The organism is Microbulbifer sp. 2205BS26-8 (assembly GCF_030731025.1).
Classification (GTDB): domain Bacteria; phylum Pseudomonadota; class Gammaproteobacteria; order Pseudomonadales; family Cellvibrionaceae; genus Microbulbifer; species Microbulbifer spongiae.
Genome location: NZ_JAVAMR010000003.1, coordinates 27584 through 42438, shown reverse-complemented (window position 1 = coordinate 42438; position 14855 = coordinate 27584). Strand labels below are relative to the sequence as shown.

Annotated in this window: 30 protein-coding genes and 1 pseudogene; 4 read left to right on the top strand and 27 right to left on the bottom strand. The window is 55.9% G+C overall.

Annotated elements, in window-relative coordinates; all coding sequences use genetic code 11:
- Positions 1–37 precede the first annotated feature (37 nt).
- From rpsD to rpsJ, 27 genes are all read right to left on the bottom strand, one after another.
- Positions 38–658 carry a 30S ribosomal protein S4 gene (gene rpsD, locus Q5Y71_RS01595; RefSeq protein WP_301415143.1) on the bottom strand — a complete coding sequence of 207 codons (621 nt, stop codon included), beginning with the start codon at positions 656–658 and terminating at the stop codon, positions 38–40.
- A gap of 15 nt (positions 659–673) precedes the next feature.
- Positions 674–1063 carry a 30S ribosomal protein S11 gene (rpsK, locus tag Q5Y71_RS01590; protein ID WP_020411406.1) on the bottom strand — a complete coding sequence of 130 codons (390 nt, stop codon included), beginning with the start codon at positions 1061–1063 and terminating at the stop codon, positions 674–676.
- Between the two features lie 87 nt (positions 1064–1150).
- Positions 1151–1507, bottom strand: coding sequence for a 30S ribosomal protein S13 (rpsM, locus tag Q5Y71_RS01585; RefSeq protein ID WP_299946522.1), 357 nt, complete (start codon positions 1505–1507; stop codon positions 1151–1153).
- Between the two features lie 31 nt (positions 1508–1538).
- Positions 1539–1661, bottom strand: a complete 123-nt coding sequence (locus tag Q5Y71_RS01580; RefSeq protein WP_306039510.1) for a hypothetical protein — start codon at positions 1659–1661, stop codon at positions 1539–1541.
- A gap of 192 nt (positions 1662–1853) precedes the next feature.
- On the bottom strand, positions 1854–1970 hold the full coding sequence (rpmJ, locus tag Q5Y71_RS01575; protein ID WP_010133825.1) for a 50S ribosomal protein L36: 117 nt from the start codon (positions 1968–1970) through the stop codon (positions 1854–1856).
- Positions 1971–2009: 39 nt separating this feature from the next.
- Positions 2010–3356 carry a preprotein translocase subunit SecY gene (secY, locus tag Q5Y71_RS01570; RefSeq protein ID WP_306039507.1) on the bottom strand — a complete coding sequence of 449 codons (1347 nt, stop codon included), beginning with the start codon at positions 3354–3356 and terminating at the stop codon, positions 2010–2012.
- Positions 3357–3367: 11 nt separating this feature from the next.
- Positions 3368–3802, bottom strand: a complete 435-nt coding sequence (gene rplO, locus Q5Y71_RS01565) for a 50S ribosomal protein L15 (protein WP_306039506.1) — start codon at positions 3800–3802, stop codon at positions 3368–3370.
- A gap of 1 nt (position 3803) precedes the next feature.
- The gene (gene rpmD, locus Q5Y71_RS01560; RefSeq protein ID WP_143729413.1) at positions 3804–3989 is read right to left on the bottom strand and encodes a 50S ribosomal protein L30; all 186 of its coding nucleotides are present in this window, start codon (positions 3987–3989) and stop codon (positions 3804–3806) included.
- A gap of 38 nt (positions 3990–4027) precedes the next feature.
- Entirely contained in the window at positions 4028–4534 is a 507-nt protein-coding gene (gene rpsE, locus Q5Y71_RS01555) for a 30S ribosomal protein S5 (protein WP_301415149.1), read from the bottom strand.
- A gap of 10 nt (positions 4535–4544) precedes the next feature.
- Entirely contained in the window at positions 4545–4895 is a 351-nt protein-coding gene (gene rplR / locus Q5Y71_RS01550; protein WP_301415151.1) for a 50S ribosomal protein L18, read from the bottom strand.
- A 13-nt stretch (positions 4896–4908) separates the two neighbouring features.
- Positions 4909–5442: a 50S ribosomal protein L6 gene (gene rplF, locus Q5Y71_RS01545; protein WP_306039503.1), complete on the bottom strand. Its 534-nt coding sequence runs from the start codon at positions 5440–5442 to the stop codon at positions 4909–4911.
- A gap of 12 nt (positions 5443–5454) precedes the next feature.
- Positions 5455–5847 carry a 30S ribosomal protein S8 gene (rpsH, locus tag Q5Y71_RS01540; RefSeq protein WP_306039501.1) on the bottom strand — a complete coding sequence of 131 codons (393 nt, stop codon included), beginning with the start codon at positions 5845–5847 and terminating at the stop codon, positions 5455–5457.
- Between the two features lie 40 nt (positions 5848–5887).
- Positions 5888–6193 (bottom strand): 30S ribosomal protein S14, encoded by a 306-nt coding sequence (gene rpsN, locus Q5Y71_RS01535; RefSeq protein WP_306039500.1) that lies wholly within the window; start codon positions 6191–6193, stop codon positions 5888–5890.
- 9 nt (positions 6194–6202) lie between these two features.
- Positions 6203–6742 carry a 50S ribosomal protein L5 gene (gene rplE / locus Q5Y71_RS01530; RefSeq protein WP_306039498.1) on the bottom strand — a complete coding sequence of 180 codons (540 nt, stop codon included), beginning with the start codon at positions 6740–6742 and terminating at the stop codon, positions 6203–6205.
- A 31-nt stretch (positions 6743–6773) separates the two neighbouring features.
- Positions 6774–7085, bottom strand: coding sequence for a 50S ribosomal protein L24 (gene rplX, locus Q5Y71_RS01525; RefSeq protein WP_020411395.1), 312 nt, complete (start codon positions 7083–7085; stop codon positions 6774–6776).
- A gap of 20 nt (positions 7086–7105) precedes the next feature.
- Positions 7106–7474, bottom strand: coding sequence for a 50S ribosomal protein L14 (gene rplN, locus Q5Y71_RS01520; protein ID WP_067151032.1), 369 nt, complete (start codon positions 7472–7474; stop codon positions 7106–7108).
- 46 nt (positions 7475–7520) lie between these two features.
- Positions 7521–7784, bottom strand: a complete 264-nt coding sequence (gene rpsQ / locus Q5Y71_RS01515; protein WP_301415158.1) for a 30S ribosomal protein S17 — start codon at positions 7782–7784, stop codon at positions 7521–7523.
- A 2-nt stretch (positions 7785–7786) separates the two neighbouring features.
- Positions 7787–7978 carry a 50S ribosomal protein L29 gene (gene rpmC, locus Q5Y71_RS01510; protein WP_020411392.1) on the bottom strand — a complete coding sequence of 64 codons (192 nt, stop codon included), beginning with the start codon at positions 7976–7978 and terminating at the stop codon, positions 7787–7789.
- Positions 7978–8391 (bottom strand): 50S ribosomal protein L16, encoded by a 414-nt coding sequence (rplP, locus tag Q5Y71_RS01505; protein WP_301415159.1) that lies wholly within the window; start codon positions 8389–8391, stop codon positions 7978–7980. The genes rpmC and rplP overlap by 1 nt, the downstream gene beginning before the upstream one ends.
- Before the next feature lie 12 nt (positions 8392–8403).
- On the bottom strand, positions 8404–9084 hold the full coding sequence (gene rpsC, locus Q5Y71_RS01500; RefSeq protein WP_306039494.1) for a 30S ribosomal protein S3: 681 nt from the start codon (positions 9082–9084) through the stop codon (positions 8404–8406).
- A 19-nt stretch (positions 9085–9103) separates the two neighbouring features.
- Entirely contained in the window at positions 9104–9436 is a 333-nt protein-coding gene (gene rplV, locus Q5Y71_RS01495; RefSeq protein WP_306039492.1) for a 50S ribosomal protein L22, read from the bottom strand.
- A 15-nt stretch (positions 9437–9451) separates the two neighbouring features.
- Positions 9452–9730, bottom strand: a complete 279-nt coding sequence (rpsS, locus tag Q5Y71_RS01490) for a 30S ribosomal protein S19 (protein WP_069946924.1) — start codon at positions 9728–9730, stop codon at positions 9452–9454.
- A gap of 37 nt (positions 9731–9767) precedes the next feature.
- Positions 9768–10592: a 50S ribosomal protein L2 gene (rplB, locus tag Q5Y71_RS01485; protein ID WP_306039489.1), complete on the bottom strand. Its 825-nt coding sequence runs from the start codon at positions 10590–10592 to the stop codon at positions 9768–9770.
- 14 nt (positions 10593–10606) lie between these two features.
- Positions 10607–10903 (bottom strand): 50S ribosomal protein L23, encoded by a 297-nt coding sequence (rplW, locus tag Q5Y71_RS01480; RefSeq protein ID WP_306039487.1) that lies wholly within the window; start codon positions 10901–10903, stop codon positions 10607–10609.
- Complete coding sequence (gene rplD, locus Q5Y71_RS01475; RefSeq protein WP_306039485.1) at positions 10900–11514, bottom strand: 50S ribosomal protein L4; 615 nt, start codon at positions 11512–11514, stop codon at positions 10900–10902. The genes rplW and rplD overlap by 4 nt, the downstream gene beginning before the upstream one ends.
- A gap of 17 nt (positions 11515–11531) precedes the next feature.
- Positions 11532–12167 carry a 50S ribosomal protein L3 gene (rplC, locus tag Q5Y71_RS01470; protein ID WP_306039484.1) on the bottom strand — a complete coding sequence of 212 codons (636 nt, stop codon included), beginning with the start codon at positions 12165–12167 and terminating at the stop codon, positions 11532–11534.
- Positions 12168–12283: 116 nt separating this feature from the next.
- A complete protein-coding gene (gene rpsJ / locus Q5Y71_RS01465) occupies positions 12284–12595 on the bottom strand; it encodes a 30S ribosomal protein S10 (RefSeq protein ID WP_010133849.1) in 312 nt (103 codons plus the stop codon).
- Between the two features lie 175 nt (positions 12596–12770).
- On the opposite strand from rpsJ, the gene Q5Y71_RS01460 reads away from it, so the two are divergent.
- From Q5Y71_RS01460 to Q5Y71_RS01450, 4 genes and pseudogenes are all read left to right on the top strand, one after another.
- Positions 12771–13247, top strand: coding sequence for an aminoacyl-tRNA deacylase (locus Q5Y71_RS01460; RefSeq protein ID WP_301415169.1), 477 nt, complete (start codon positions 12771–12773; stop codon positions 13245–13247).
- Positions 13248–13627: 380 nt separating this feature from the next.
- Positions 13628–13747 (top strand): annotated as a pseudogene (locus tag Q5Y71_RS17470) (hypothetical protein); the annotation flags it as partial.
- A gap of 64 nt (positions 13748–13811) precedes the next feature.
- Complete coding sequence (locus tag Q5Y71_RS01455) at positions 13812–14306, top strand: sigma factor-like helix-turn-helix DNA-binding protein (RefSeq protein WP_371876977.1); 495 nt, start codon at positions 13812–13814, stop codon at positions 14304–14306.
- A 166-nt stretch (positions 14307–14472) separates the two neighbouring features.
- Positions 14473–14850, top strand: coding sequence for a VOC family protein (locus Q5Y71_RS01450; protein ID WP_306039477.1), 378 nt, complete (start codon positions 14473–14475; stop codon positions 14848–14850).
- Positions 14851–14855 lie beyond the last annotated feature (5 nt).

Below are 14855 nucleotides of genomic sequence, written 5' to 3'. Positions count from 1 at the left end.
CCTGTTACCAGTTGCACTCCATAAAGTGGACGAATTGTTACTTGGAGTACAGTTCCACGATAAGGTTTTCGTTGATCTCTGCAGGCAGATCGACACGATCCGGAATGCGCTTGAAAGTGCCTTCCAGTTTGCTCGCGTTCACGTCCACCCACTCGACATCGCCGCGTTGGGCAGCGAGGGATACAGAATTCTGGACACGCAGCTGTTTCTTGGACTTTTCCCGCACAGCGACGACATCACCTTCTTGTACTTGGTAGGAAGGGATGTTTACAGTGGTGCCATTGACCAAAATTGCCTTGTGTGAAATCAGCTGGCGCGCTTCAGCGCGGGTAGAGCCAAAACCCATGCGGTAAACCACATTATCCAGACGTTTTTCCAGAAGTTGCAACAGATTTTCACCCGTCGCACCCTTAAGACGTGCCGCTTCCTTATAGTAGTTGCGGAACTGCTTTTCCAGTACACCGTAGATGCGGCGAACCTTTTGCTTCTCGCGCAACTGAACGCCGTAGTCAGAGAGACGACCGCGACCAGCACCGTGCTGACCGGGCTTGGATTCTGCGCGACACTTGGAGTCGTGCGGACGCACGCCACTTTTCAGCTGCAGATCGGTGCCTTCGCGGCGGGACAGTTTACATTTTGGTCCAATATAACGTGCCATTTTATCAGCCCCCTCTTACACGCGACGTTTTTTCGGCGGACGACAACCGTTATGCGGGATCGGCGTCACGTCGGTGATATTGGTGATTTTGTAGCCGCAGTTGTTCAGTGCGCGAACAGCAGATTCGCGACCGGGGCCTGGGCCCTTTACTTCCACATCGAGGTTTTTCAGGCCATACTCCTGCGCAGCGGTACCTGCGCGCTCAGCGGCAACCTGGGCTGCAAACGGGGTGCTCTTGCGCGAGCCACGAAAGCCGGACCCACCTGCGGTGGCCCAGCTGAGGGTGTTGCCCTGGCGATCGGTGATGGTCACGATCGTGTTGTTGAACGATGCGTGGATGTGGGCAATACCGTCGACAACGGTCTTTTTGACCTTCTTGCGAACAGTTGTTTTTGGCTTAGCCATACCAGTATCCTAAATCCTGTATCAAATCCCCCTGTCCTGTCACCGGCAGGGAGCTTGTTAAACCGCGATATCGCGCCCTAATCCGGCTTATTTGCGAATCGGCTTGCGCGGACCCTTGCGAGTGCGGGCATTGGTCTTGGTGCGCTGTCCCCGCAGCGGCAAGCTGCGGCGGTGGCGCAGACCGCGGTAGCAGCCCAGATCCATCAAGCGCTTGATGTTCATGGAGACTTCGCGTCGCAGGTCACCCTCTACAGTGAGTTTGGCAACTTCACCGCGGATGGTTTCGATCTGCTCTTCAGACAGGTCGCGGATTTTGGTGGATTCAGCGATACCAACCGCTGCCAGAATAGTTTTAGCCGCAGTGCGACCAACCCCGTAGATGTGGGTCAGGGAAATCACCGCGTGCTTGTGATCTGGTACATTGACACCAGCAATACGTGCCATAGAGGCGTACTCCACGTATTGGGAGCCACTGCTATTCAGCAAGTGACTCTACTTTGTTTTCGGCGCTGACAGCGACTAAAAAACCGACGGCGCCACCAAAAAAGGCGCGCAAGAATAGCTTTTCAGACACCAATTTGCAATAGCCCGCATCCACTTCGGTCTCCCCAAGCGGATGCGGACGACAGTCAGCGCCCCCAGTTGGGAGCCTGCAAAACTGGCCGGACTCCCGCCCAAGCGCACATAACGCCAGGGTGTGCCACTCCCCAATACACTAGCGGGTGGCAAATTCTTTCAGATTTATACAGAGAAACCCGGATCGGCAACTCTGTACGGGGCTGCCCCTGGATTAGCCTTGACGCTGCTTATGACGCGGCTCAGCGCTGCAGATGACCCGCAGAACACCCTTGCGGCGTACGATTTTGCAGTTACGGCAGATCTTTTTTACAGAAGCGCGTACTTTCATGACCTTACCTCAATTCATTCAATCTGCGAGCAGGACGCACTAGCGACGGCCATAGCTCTGCAAATTCGCTTTCTTCATCAGCCCCTCATATTGGTGCGACAACAGATGGGACTGTACCTGTGCCATAAAGTCCATCACTACGACAACAACGATCAGCAGTGAGGTACCCCCCAGATAAAAGGGAACGTTAAACCCAACCACCAGGAACTGCGGCAGCAGGGATACCAGCGCAATATACACGGCACCAACCAGGGTGAGACGGGTCAGCACACTGTCGATATAGCGGGCTGTCTGCTCACCGGGACGGATACCGGGCACGTAAGCACCGGACTTTTTCAGGTTGTCTGCCACTTCATTCGGGTTGAACATCAAAGCCGTATAGAAGAAGCAGAAAAAACCAATCAGCAGTGCGAACAGGATAATATTCAGCGGCTGTCCCGGCCCCAGCTGCAACGCCATCCACTGCAGGATCTCGGCACCAATACCTTCGCCGCCCTGGCCAAACCACTGCGCCAGCGTGGCCGGGAACAGCAGGATACTACTGGCAAAGATCACCGGGATAACACCGGCCATATTCACCTTCAGCGGCAGGTGGCTCGCCTGCGCAGCTGGTGCGGCGGAGTAGCGCCCCGCCTGGCGCCGGGCGTGGTTAATAGTGATACGGCGCTGACCGCGCTCCATCACTACCACAAAGAACACCACGGCAATGGCGATAACACCGATGATCAGCAGCATCAGGATATGCAGTTCACCCTGCCGGGTCTGCTCAAATGCCTGGCCGATAGCACCGGGCAGCCCGGCCACGATACCGGCAAAAATCAGCATGGAGATACCGTTGCCAACGCCGCGCTCGGTGATCTGTTCACCGAGCCACATCATAAAGACTGCGCCGGTCACCAGTGAGGCGACTGCCACAAAGTAAAAGCCAAACGCAGGCTCAGGTGAGTAAGCCAGGTTTTGCCCTGCCAAGCCGAAGGTCATGCCGATTCCCTGGATCAGGGCCAGCACTACCGTCAGGTAGCGGGTGTACTGGTTGATCTTGCGCCTACCGGCCTCCCCCTCTTTTTTCAAAGCCTCTAGGGAGGGAGTCACCGCGCTCATCAGCTGCATAATGATGGACGCGGAGATGTAGGGCATGATCCCCAATGCCAGAATGCTCATTCTTTCCAGGGCACCGCCGGAGAACATGTTAAACAGTCCCAGAATGGTTCCCTGGTTCTGGTTAAACAGGTTTGACAGCTTTTCCGGATCAATACCGGGCACCGGAATATGTGTCCCCAGACGGTAAACAAGAATCGCTAGGAACAGAAAACGAAGGCGAGCCCAAAGCTCGCCCAATCCCTTGCTGCTGCCCAGGGGATTTCCACCGGATCCTGGTCGTGCCATTGGCGCCTCGATTAATCTTCTATTTTACCGCCGGCAGCTTCGATAGCCGCTTTTGCGCCTTTGCTCACTCCCAGCCCTTTCATGGTAACGGCTCTGGTCAGCTCACCGGAGAGAAACACCTTGGCGCGTTTAACATGGTTGCCGATAATATCGGCATTCTTCAGCGCTGCCAAATCAATTACATCACTTTCTACCTTGGCCAGCTCCGCCAGACGTACTTCAGCGCTGAAACGGGAAACACGCGCAGTGAAGCCGTACTTCGGCAGACGCTTCTGCAAAGGCATCTGACCGCCTTCGAAACCCGGCCGGACGCTGCCGCCGGAGCGCGCTTTTTGACCCTTGTGGCCGCGGCCAGCGGTCTTGCCCAAACCACTGCCGATACCACGGCCCACACGCTTGGCGCTGTGCTTGTGGCCCAGTGTGGGAGATAAGTCGTTCAAACGCATGCTACTCTCCCTCCACCTTAATTAGGTAGTTTACTTTGTTGATCATGCCGCGCACAGAAGGGGTGTCTTCCACTTCCACTGTATGACCGATGCGGCGCAGGCCCAGACCCGCAACACACGCCTGATGGCTTTTCAGGCGTCCGTTGATACTTTTGGTCTGGGTGACTTTAATGGTCTTTTTAGCCATGGTCTTAACCCACCAATAACCTTAAACCGGGGCTGTGATCAGCCCAGGATCTCTTCGACTGATTTACTGCGCTTGGCCGCCACATCCTCTGGGCTCTGCATTTGCTCCAGCGCCTTGAAGGTTGCGCGCACGACATTCACCGGATTGGTGGAACCGTAGCACTTGGCCAATACGTTGTGTACACCGGCCATTTCCAGAACGGAGCGCATGGCGCCACCGGCAATAACGCCGGTACCCTGGGAGGCGGGCTGCATGTAAATCTTGGAACCGCCGTGGCGGCCATTGGTAGCGTACTGGATGGTGTCACCATTCAGTTCTACCTGAATCATGTTGCGGCGCGCGGCTTCCATCGCCTTCTGGATCGCAACGGGCACTTCCCGCGCCTTGCCCCGACCAAAACCGATGCGACCGTTGCCGTCGCCAACGACAGTCAGTGCGGTAAAGGCGAAGATACGACCACCTTTCACCGTTTTGGCAACGCGATTGACCTGGACCAGCTTCTCCTGCAGGCCTTCGTCGTTGCTTTTGTCTTTCTCTCTAGCCATAACTCAACCCTTAGAATTTCAGACCGGCTTCGCGGGCAGCGTCAGCCAGAGCCTTAACACGGCCGTGGTACTTGTAGCCGCTGCGATCAAAGGCAACCTCTTCAACGCCTGCGGCCTTGGCGCGCTCGGCAATCAGCTTGCCAACCGCAGTGGCGGCGTCGACGTTACCGGTTGCACCTGCGCGCAGATCCTTGTCCAGGGTAGAGGCGGAAGCCAGTACCGTACTGCCTTCGGCGGACAGAACCTGTGCATAAATGTGGCGCGGTGTGCGGTTCACGGTGAGGCGAACAGCGCGCAGCTCACGAATCTTGGCGCGGGCACGACGTGCACGACGCAAGCGGGATGCTTTCTTAACGTTCATATCTATGCCCTACCTACTTCTTCTTGGCCTCTTTGCGATACACGCGCTCGTCGGCGTAGCGGACACCCTTACCTTTGTAAGGCTCCGGCGGACGGAACGCACGGATCTCGGCGGCCACCTGGCCCAACAACTGCTTATCGCTGCTCTTCAGTACGATTTCAGTCTGGCTCGGCGTTTCCGCAGTCACACCCTCCGGTAACTGATAATCGATCGGGTGGGAAAACCCCAGGGTCAGGTTAACCTTTTTCCCGGCGGCTTTCGCACGATAACCGACACCCAGCAACTGCAGTTTCTTCTCAAAGCCAGCGCTTACGCCAACCACCATGTTGTTCACCAGCGCACGGGTAGTGCCTGATAGCGCCTTGGCCTGCTTGGAATTATTACGCGCGGCGAACGTCAGCTGGCTGTCTGCCTGGCTCACTGTTACATCACCGTGAATAACCATACTCAGGTTACCGTTACTACCTTTTACCGCGATATCCTGACCTTTCAGGTCGATGCTTACACCTGCGGGGACAACTATCGGACTATTTGCTATTCGAGACATGTTAACCCCCGTTTAGAATACGGTGCAGAGCACTTCGCCACCGACACCCGCCTGGCGCGCAGCGCGATCGGTCATCACACCTCTGGAGGTGGAAACAATCGCGATACCCAGTCCGCCTCGCACGGTTGGCAGCGCTTTCTTACCGGAGTAAGCGCGCAGGCCCGGGCGGGAAACGCGATCCAGTTCGGCGATAACCGGCTTGCCCTGAAAATATTTCAGGACAATAGTCAGTTCAGGCTTAGCGCTTTCACTTATATTCAAGTCAGTGACGTAACCTTCGTCTTTCAGGACTTTAGCTACCGCCACTTTCAGTTTGGATGATGGCAGGGTAACCTCCGCCTTTCCGCGCGCCAGGGCATTGCGGATGCGGGTCAGCATATCTGCCAGCGGATCTTGCATACTCATTTATTGAGGCTCCTCAAATCTGCCTAAAACCGGTTCGCCATTACCAACTGGATTTCACCAGACCGGGCACATCACCGCGCATTGCCGCTTCGCGCAGTTTGTTACGACACAGGCCGAACTTGCGGTATACAGCGTGGGGGCGACCAGTGATACGGCAGCGGCGTTGCTGGCGTACCGGGCTTGCATCGCGCGGCAGTTTCTGCAGCTTGAGTTGAGCCTCCCACTGCTCCTCATCAGAAGCAGTGGCACTGGCGATGATCGCCTTCAGCTCTTGACGCTTGACGGCGTACTTAGCTGCGGTTCGAGCGCGCTTGTGCTCGCGCGCAATCATGGATTTCTTCGCCATGGAATCCTCTTAACCCTTGAGTGGGAAGTTGAACGCTTTCAGCAGTGCACGACCTTGATCGTCGTTTGCCGCTGTGGTGGTAATACAAATATCCAGGCCGCGGAGCTTGTCTATTTTGTCATAGTCAATTTCAGGGAAGATAATTTGCTCGGTCACACCCATTGAGAAATTGCCGCGGCCATCAAACTGCTTCGGGCTGATGCCACGGAAGTCGCGAACACGCGGGATTGCGATGTCGATCAAACGCTCCAGGAATTCGTACATGCGCTCACCGCGCAGCGTTACCTTGCAGCCGATCGGCCAACCATCGCGGATCTTAAAGCCTGCAATAGACTGACGCGCTTTAGTCACAATGGGCTTCTGACCAGTAATTGCTGTCATATCGTTGACAGCGTGATCCAGTACCTTCTTATCACCAATCGCTTCACCAACACCCATGTTGACGGTGATCTTGGTGATGCGCGGCACTGCCATCACATTCTCAAGGCCCAGCACTTCTTTGAGCTTGGGCGCGAGTTCTTTCGTGTAGAGCTCTTTAAGCTTTGCCATGATCTACCAACCTGCTTCTGCGCCTAATGCCCTAGATGGCTTCGCCGCTGGATTTGAAGACGCGAATCTTAGTGCCGTCTTCCAGTACTTTAAAGCCCACCCGGTCTGCCTTCTGGGTATTGGGGTTGAAGATGGCCACATTGGAAGCCTGAATAGCAGCTTCTTTTTCAACGATACCACCGGCAACGCCCAGTTGGGGATTCGGCTTTTGGTGTTTTTTGATCATTTGTATGCCGGAAACAATCAGGCGGCCGTCGTTCAGTACCTTACGTACCGACCCGCGCTTACCCTTGTCACGACCGGCGATAACGATCACTTCGTCATCACGCTTGATCTTGCGCATAACTCTTCTCCGCTCGAGGCCTAGATAACTTCAGGAGCCAGTGAGATGATCTTCATGAACTTCTCACCGCGCAATTCGCGAGTTACCGGACCAAAAATACGGGTGCCAACCGGCGCCAATTGCTGGTTCAGCAGTACCGCTGCGTTATCGTCAAATTTAATCAGGGAACCATCTGCGCGACGTACACCTTTTTTGGTGCGAACCACAACAGCGTTCATTACCTGACCTTTCTTTACTTTACCGCGGGGAATGGCTTCCTTAACGGTTACCTTAATAATGTCGCCCACGCCGGCATAACGACGATGGGAGCCGCCCAGCACCTTGATGCACATGACGCGGCGAGCCCCACTGTTGTCAGCTACTTCTAAGTAGGATTCCGCTTGAATCATTGTCTCTCTCCGAAACCTTTCAATTCGGCAGTCAATGCGCTAGGGGTTAAACCTTCGCCGCACGCTCTACAATTTTCTGCAAAGCCCAGGACTTGCTCTTGGACAGCGGACGAGATTCCTCAATGGTGACAACATCGCCGATATTGCATGCATTGCTCTCGTCATGCGCCTTGAGCTTGGTGGACTTATTTACAATTTTGCCGTAGATCGGGTGCTTAACACGGCGCTCGATCAAAACGGTGATGGTTTTGTCCATCTTGTCACTCACGACCTTGCCGGTGAGTGTGCGCTTCAGTTTTGCTTCCGCCATGATTAGTTACCTGCCTTCTCGGTCAACACAGTCTTAATGCGAGCAATGTCGCGACGAGTCTGCTTCAGCAGATGAGTCTGGGCCAGCTGACCGGTGGACTTTTGCATGCGAAGTTTGAACTGGGCTTCCAGTTGATTGAGAAGCTCCTGGTTCAACTCTTCAACTGACTTTTCGCGTAGATCTGCAGTCTTCATTACATCACCGAACGCTTAACGAAAGTTGTTTTTACAGGCAGCTTGGCTGCGGCCAGGGCAAAAGCCTCGCGAGCCAGCTCCTCGGACACCCCCTCCATTTCATAGAGGACCTTGCCCGGCTGGATCTGCGCTACCCAGTATTCAACGCCCCCCTTACCTTTACCCATACGGACTTCAAGGGGCTTGTTGGTAATGGGCTTGTCCGGAAACACGCGAATCCAAATCTTACCGCCACGTTTGACGTGACGAGTCATTGCGCGACGAGCCGCTTCAATCTGGCGTGCAGTAATGCGCCCGCGGCCGATAGATTTCAGGCCGAACTCGCCAAAGCTCACCTTAGAGCCGCGCTGGGAAAGTCCGCGATTGCGCCCTTTTTGTACCTTGCGAAATTTTGTACGCTTTGGTTGCAACATTTGCGTACCCCTTTATTTAGCAGCTTTCTTGCGGCTCTTCACCGGCTTTTCATCGGGTATTTCGTCACCGATGACTTCGCCTTTAAAGATCCACACCTTGATACCAATGATGCCGTAGGTAGTCATCGCTTCGGCGGTGGCATAGTCGATGTTGGCACGCAGGGTGTGCAGGGGCACACGACCTTCGCGGTACCACTCGGTACGGGCAATTTCTGCTCCACCGAGACGACCACTTACCTGAATCCGGATACCTTCGGCACCCTGGCGCATCGCGTTTTGTACCGCGCGCTTCATAGCGCGGCGAAACATAACGCGGCGTTCTAGTTGCTGGGCGACATTCTGGGCTACCAGAGCGGCATCCATATCCGGCTTGCGCACTTCTTCGATATCGATGTGTACCGGTACGCCCATCCGTGCACTCACTTCATTGCGCAGACGCTCTACGTCTTCCCCTTTTTTACCGATCACAATACCCGGTCGCGCAGTGTGAATCGTCACACGTGCGGTGTTGGCCGGGCGCTGGATCTCAATACGGCTCACAGAGGCGTGGGCCAGCTTCTTGCGAATGTATTCGCGAACTTTCAGATCCATGTACAGCTTGTCTGCGTACTCGTCGCTGCCGGCATACCAAACAGAAGTATGCTTTTTAACGATACCCAGACGAATGCCGGTAGGATGTACTTTTTGTCCCATGGTTTTCTCGCCTGCTCTGTTATTTCTCGGCCACTTTCACAGTGATGTGACAAGTACGCTTAAGAATCCGGTCGGCACGGCCTTTTGCACGCGGTTTAATGCGCTTCATGGTCATACCTTCATCCACAAAAATTGTGGAAATTTTCAGTTCGTCAACGTCGGCACCTTCGTTGTGCTCGGCGTTGGCAATGGCTGACTCCAAAACCTTCTTGACAATCGCCGCACCCTTTTTTTTGCTGAATGCAAGGATATCCAGGGCCTCTTCAGCGCCTTTGCCGCGCACCTGATCTGCTACCAGTCGCGCTTTTTGCGCCGATAGACGTGCGCCGCGTAATTTTGCTGCTACTTCCATCTTTTTAACCTCGGCTTAGCGCTTCTTCGCTTTTTTGTCCGCAGCGTGGCCGCGGTAGGTGCGGGTAGCAGCGAACTCGCCCAGCTTATGGCCAACCATTTCCTCGTTAACCAAAACGGGGACGTGCTGGCGGCCGTTGTGCACGGCAATTGTCAGTCCAACCATTTCCGGCATAATCATGGAGCGGCGGGACCAGGTTTTAATCGGCCGGCGATCATTGGCTGCAATCGCCGCCTCCACCTTCTTGATCAGATGCAGATCAATAAAGGGACCTTTCTTTAAGGAGCGTGGCACTGTCGATTCCTCTCTAGCTGCTCAGACACCGCGCGGCTTACTTGCCGCGGCGGCGTACAATCATCTTATCGGTGCGCTTGTTCTTGCGCGTTTTCTTACCTTTGGTCGGCACACCCCAAGGCGTCACCGGATGGCGTCCACCAGAGGTGCGGCCTTCACCACCACCGTGCGGGTGATCGACCGGGTTCATCGCCACACCGCGAACTGTCGGGCGAACACCACGCCAGCGCGCGGCACCGGCTTTACCCAGCTTGCGCAGGCCGTGCTCGGAGTTACCCACTTCACCCAGGGTTGCGCGGCACTCAGCGAGTACCTTACGTGTTTCTCCGGAGCGCAGGCGAAGGGTCGCGTACTGCCCTTCCCTGGCCACCAGCTGCACGGCAGCGCCGGCAGAACGGGCCAGTTGAGCACCCTTGCCCGGCTTCAACTCAATGGCATGGATTACAGAACCCACCGGAACATTGCGCAGGGGCAGGGTATTGCCCACTGCAATCGGGGCGGCATCGCCGGACTGGATAGTGGCACCTGCCTTGAGCCCCTTCGGTGCGATAATGTAACGGCGCTCACCATCGGCATAACACACCAGAGCGATGTGCGCGCTGCGGTTCGGATCGTACTCCAGACGTTCAACCCTGGCTGGAATGCCGTCCTTGTTGCGCTTGAAGTCGATGACGCGATAGTGCTGCTTGTGACCACCACCGATGTGACGGGTTGTGATTCGGCCAGCGTTGTTGCGACCACCGCTTTTGCTTTTACTCTCCAGCAAAGGTGCGTAGGGAGCCCCCTTGTGCAGGTCGGGGTTGACAACCTTTACCAGGTGACGACGACCGGCGGAGGTTGGTTTTGTCTTGACAATTGCCATTGTAACAGTCCCCTTTACTCAGCAGCTTCAAAGTTGATGTCGCTGCCTTCAGCCAGGCGCACGTAGGCTTTTTTCCAATCGTTGCGACGGCCCATACCGTGGCGGGTACGCTTGGTTTTACCTTTGACGTTGGCGGTGCGAACCTGCTCAACAGAGACGTTAAACAACTTCTCGACCGCAGCCTTGATCTCCGCTTTCCCGGCATCGGTGGAAACCTTGAAAACCACCTGGTTGGCGCTATCGGCCAGTGCGGCAGCTTTTTCGGAAATTACCGGGCCCAGCAGTACTTGGTAGAGTCGCTCTTGGTTCATCCCAGCACCTCCTCAATCTTCTTGAGCGCGGCCACGGTTATCACAACCTTGTCAAAACGGATCAGGCTGACAGGATCGATCGCCTGCACATCGCGGACATCGATCCTGTGCAGGTTGCGCGCGGCCAGATAGAGATTTTCGCTCACCGCTTCGGTCACGATCAGCGCTTCGGACAAGTCATACTGAGCCAGCTTGCTGACCAGTTGCTTGGTTTTAGGCGCCTCCACATCGAAGGATTCCACCACTACCAGGCGCTCCTGCCGAGCCAGTTCAGACAGAATACTGCGCAGGGCAGCGCGGTACATTTTCTTATTCAGCTTTACACCGTGATCGCGTGGCTCCGCGGCAAAGGTGACACCACCGGAGCGCCACAATGGACTGCGGATAGTACCGGCGCGCGCCCGCCCGGTGCCTTTCTGCCGCCAGGGCTTTTTGCCGCCACCAGAAACAGCGGAGCGGTTTTTCTGTGCCTTGGTGCCCTGACGTGCGCCAGCCATATAGGCGACAACGGTCTGGTGCACCAGATCCTGATTGAATTCACGCCCGAAAGTCACTTCAGAGACAGCTATTGTGCCTTTGGCGCCTTCGGGAGTAGCGATATTCAGTTCCATATCCATTTCCCCCAGACTTAGGCTTTCACTGCCGGACGAACGATAACGTTACCGCCGGGGGCACCGGGAACGGCACCTTTGATCAGCAGCAGGTTGCGTTCAGAATCGACACGCACCACTTCCAGGTTCTGCACAGTAACGCGTGCAGCACCCATATGCCCGGCCATCTTCTTACCTTTCCACACACGTCCCGGCGTCTGACACTGCCCGATAGAACCGGGGGCGCGGTGAGACAGGGAGTTACCGTGGGTGGCGTCCTGGGTGCGGAAATTCCAGCGCTTAACGCCGCCCTGGAAGCCTTTACCCTTGGAGGTGCCGGTGATATCGATCTTCTGGCCAGCTTCGAAACTGGAAACAGTGATTTCAGAACCGATCTCGAAAGTCTCTTCGGAATTGTCCGTGCGCAGTTCGAAAAGACGGGTGCCAGCCTCTACACTGGCTTTGGCGAAGTGGCCCGCTTCGGGCTTGGAGACATGGGAAGCCTTGCGCTTGCCCACTGCCACTTGGACAGCGGCATAGCCATCAGTTTCCACAGTTTTCACCTGGGTGACGCGATTCGGTGTTACCTCGATCACGGTGACCGGAATGGATACGCCATCCTCAGTGAAGATGCGAGTCATGCCGCTCTTGCGGCCGACAATACCTGTTGTCATCTTTATCAACCTCTCAGTGCACGGGGCTTTAACCCACTGCGGCCGCCCAGTTTCAGAGCGTTACACTACCCGGACCTTTTTCGCCCGGGATTCGGATTCGGTAGTTAGTAAAAGTGTTAGCCGAGACTAATCTGGACCTCAACACCGGCCGCCAGATCGAGCTTCATCAGCGCATCGACGGTTTTCTCGGTCGGCTCAACGATGTCCAGCAAGCGCTTATGGGTACGGATTTCGTACTGGTCGCGCGCGTCTTTGTTAACGTGCGGGGAAATCAGCACAGTGTACTTTTCTTTGCGCGTCGGCAGCGGGATTGGGCCGCGAACCTGGGCACCGGTGCGCTTGGCCGTCTCTACAATCTCCTGTGTAGACGCATCGATCAGCTTGTGATCAAAGGCCTTCAGGCGAATTCGGATACGTTGACCCTGCATGGAATCAAACTCCAACTGAAAAATAAAGAACGTCCTTTTACGCAGCCCCGTGGGCGGGCGAAAAGGAGCGCGAATTCTACGGGGCGTGCAGAAGGCTGTCAACCGCGCACCCGCACAAATTTCACCCGCTGAAACTACAATGGAGTATCCGCAGTGAAATGAGGAGAGTCCCACTATGACCATTGCCGCAAAACTGAGCCAATATCTTAATGACCAATCGGTCGACTATCATTTGATTCAACATCCCCACAGCCGCACCAGTCGCGAGAGTGCCCATGCCGCCCACGTCCGTGAGGACCAGGTCGCCAAGGCGATTCTCCTTCGCGACGAAGAGGGTCACGTGCTGGTGGTCATCCCCGCAAGCAGCAGCCTGGATATGCGCGCGGTACACGATGAAACCGGACGAAACGGTCTGGAGATGGTGGCGGAAAATGAGTTGGGCTCGATTTTCCCCGACTGCGAGTTGGGCGCCCTGCCCCCTCTGGGACAGGCCTATGGCATTACAACCATGCTCGACAGCAGCCTGGGCCACTGTGAAACCATTTACTTTGAGGCCGGCGACCACGAGGAACTGGTGGAGATGGATGGCCCCCTCTTCCTCAAATTATTCGAGGGCTGCCCGCGCTGTGACCTGAGCAAGGACTGGCCCTAGGGAAGCCGCCACTGAAGACCATAAGCTCCGCAGGGGGGCACCGCTGCGGAGTTCAAATTAGCCATTGCACCAATCCCGCCGCCTGAGCAACCGGTTCCACCTGCCGTTTCTCTGGGAAACAGCCCCTGCTACTACCCCCCCTTGCACCCCGATAGCAGAGCAGCCGCTCCCTTATCGACTTTACCGATCAGCACTGCGGCTATTCCCGAATCAGCCTATCAGCAGACACAGCCTAAACCCGGCGCCGTGAGGACCAGTAAGCACTTTAGGGTACAAGCGGGATAGGCAGTTGCACTGGCATTTCATACACTCATACCGCACGGGCTAAAAAAATCCGTATCATCTGGATAAACAACCATGACGGCGCAATCCCGGGCAACTTGCCCTGTCAGATCATCGCCTTCTTTATACGCCCTCACTGGCGGAGCATACCAAAGGCTGCCGAGCACTATCGACAATGGCTGCGCACTGCCGCCCGGCTTTCCCAGCGGGGCCAGGAGGCAGAAGATCTGTTACAGGAAGGCCTGCTCGCCGCTGTGGAGGCGCAGCGAACACCATTTCAAAATGCTGGGGATGCGGCCTGGTTTTACGGGGGTACTACGCAATCTCGCCGCCATGCAAACCCGCCATGCCGAGCGTCGACGGGTGCGCGAAACACGCTATGCTTCCGGCGAGGGTATATCCAGAGCAGATTCAACCATATTCGGCAAGGATGCTATCCCGTGCCTGCCCGCCGCACAGCGCTTGGTGCCGTTGCTGACATTGAATGGACTCAGCAAAAAGGAAATCTGTCGGGTACTCGGCGTTTCCGATGCCGCTCTGCGGCAGCGTCTCAGCGCCCTGCGAAAGAAGCTAACGTCACAGCAAGCAAACAGCGGGATCGACTCTGCAAACCTGGCTGCAGCCTATGCCGCGCGCCTGGATAACACAAACCCTTCCGGGGCCGGCCTCCTGCGAGCGGTCCTGGCACGGGGCCCCGCGTGCCTGCCCAGTTTCCGTTTCGGTATCACCGACCCCGACAGCAACCTCCTTGCGATCAGCCAGCCGAAAAAGCAATAGCACAGGCACCCTTCGTCGACTGCCCAGCCACTGCAATAGCAGGCCGCAATTGGGCTGCAAGGCCCAAAATTGGATAGGGTCGCTCACAAATTGCCAGGCAATGGCAACTAGTAGGCATCCGTCAGACGGATATACACCCTAAATCAATCGCAAACTGGAAAACAACATGTTGCAAAATTCACGTATCGAGGCCGTTGTCTTTTTTGTCAAAAACCTGCACAACACCCGGCAATTCTACGAACACACCCTCGGCCTCAAAACCACCTGGGCAGCAGGCGCAGAAGAGGGAGACAGCGGCGGCCACCTGATGGCCCATATCGGTGATTCCGTGCTGATCTTTTTTGAAGGGGATGAGAAACCCGCACGCACGCCTATCCTCGTTTTTTCGGTTGGCGACAATGAAATTCACCGCATGGTGGAACACCTGACCGCCCACCATGTGGAAATTCTGGCCCCGGTCCAGCATGCCCCAGACGGCGGATTGACAGCGGACTTTGCAGACCCGGATGGGCATGTACTGAGTATTTACCAGCGCCCAACATAAGTTTT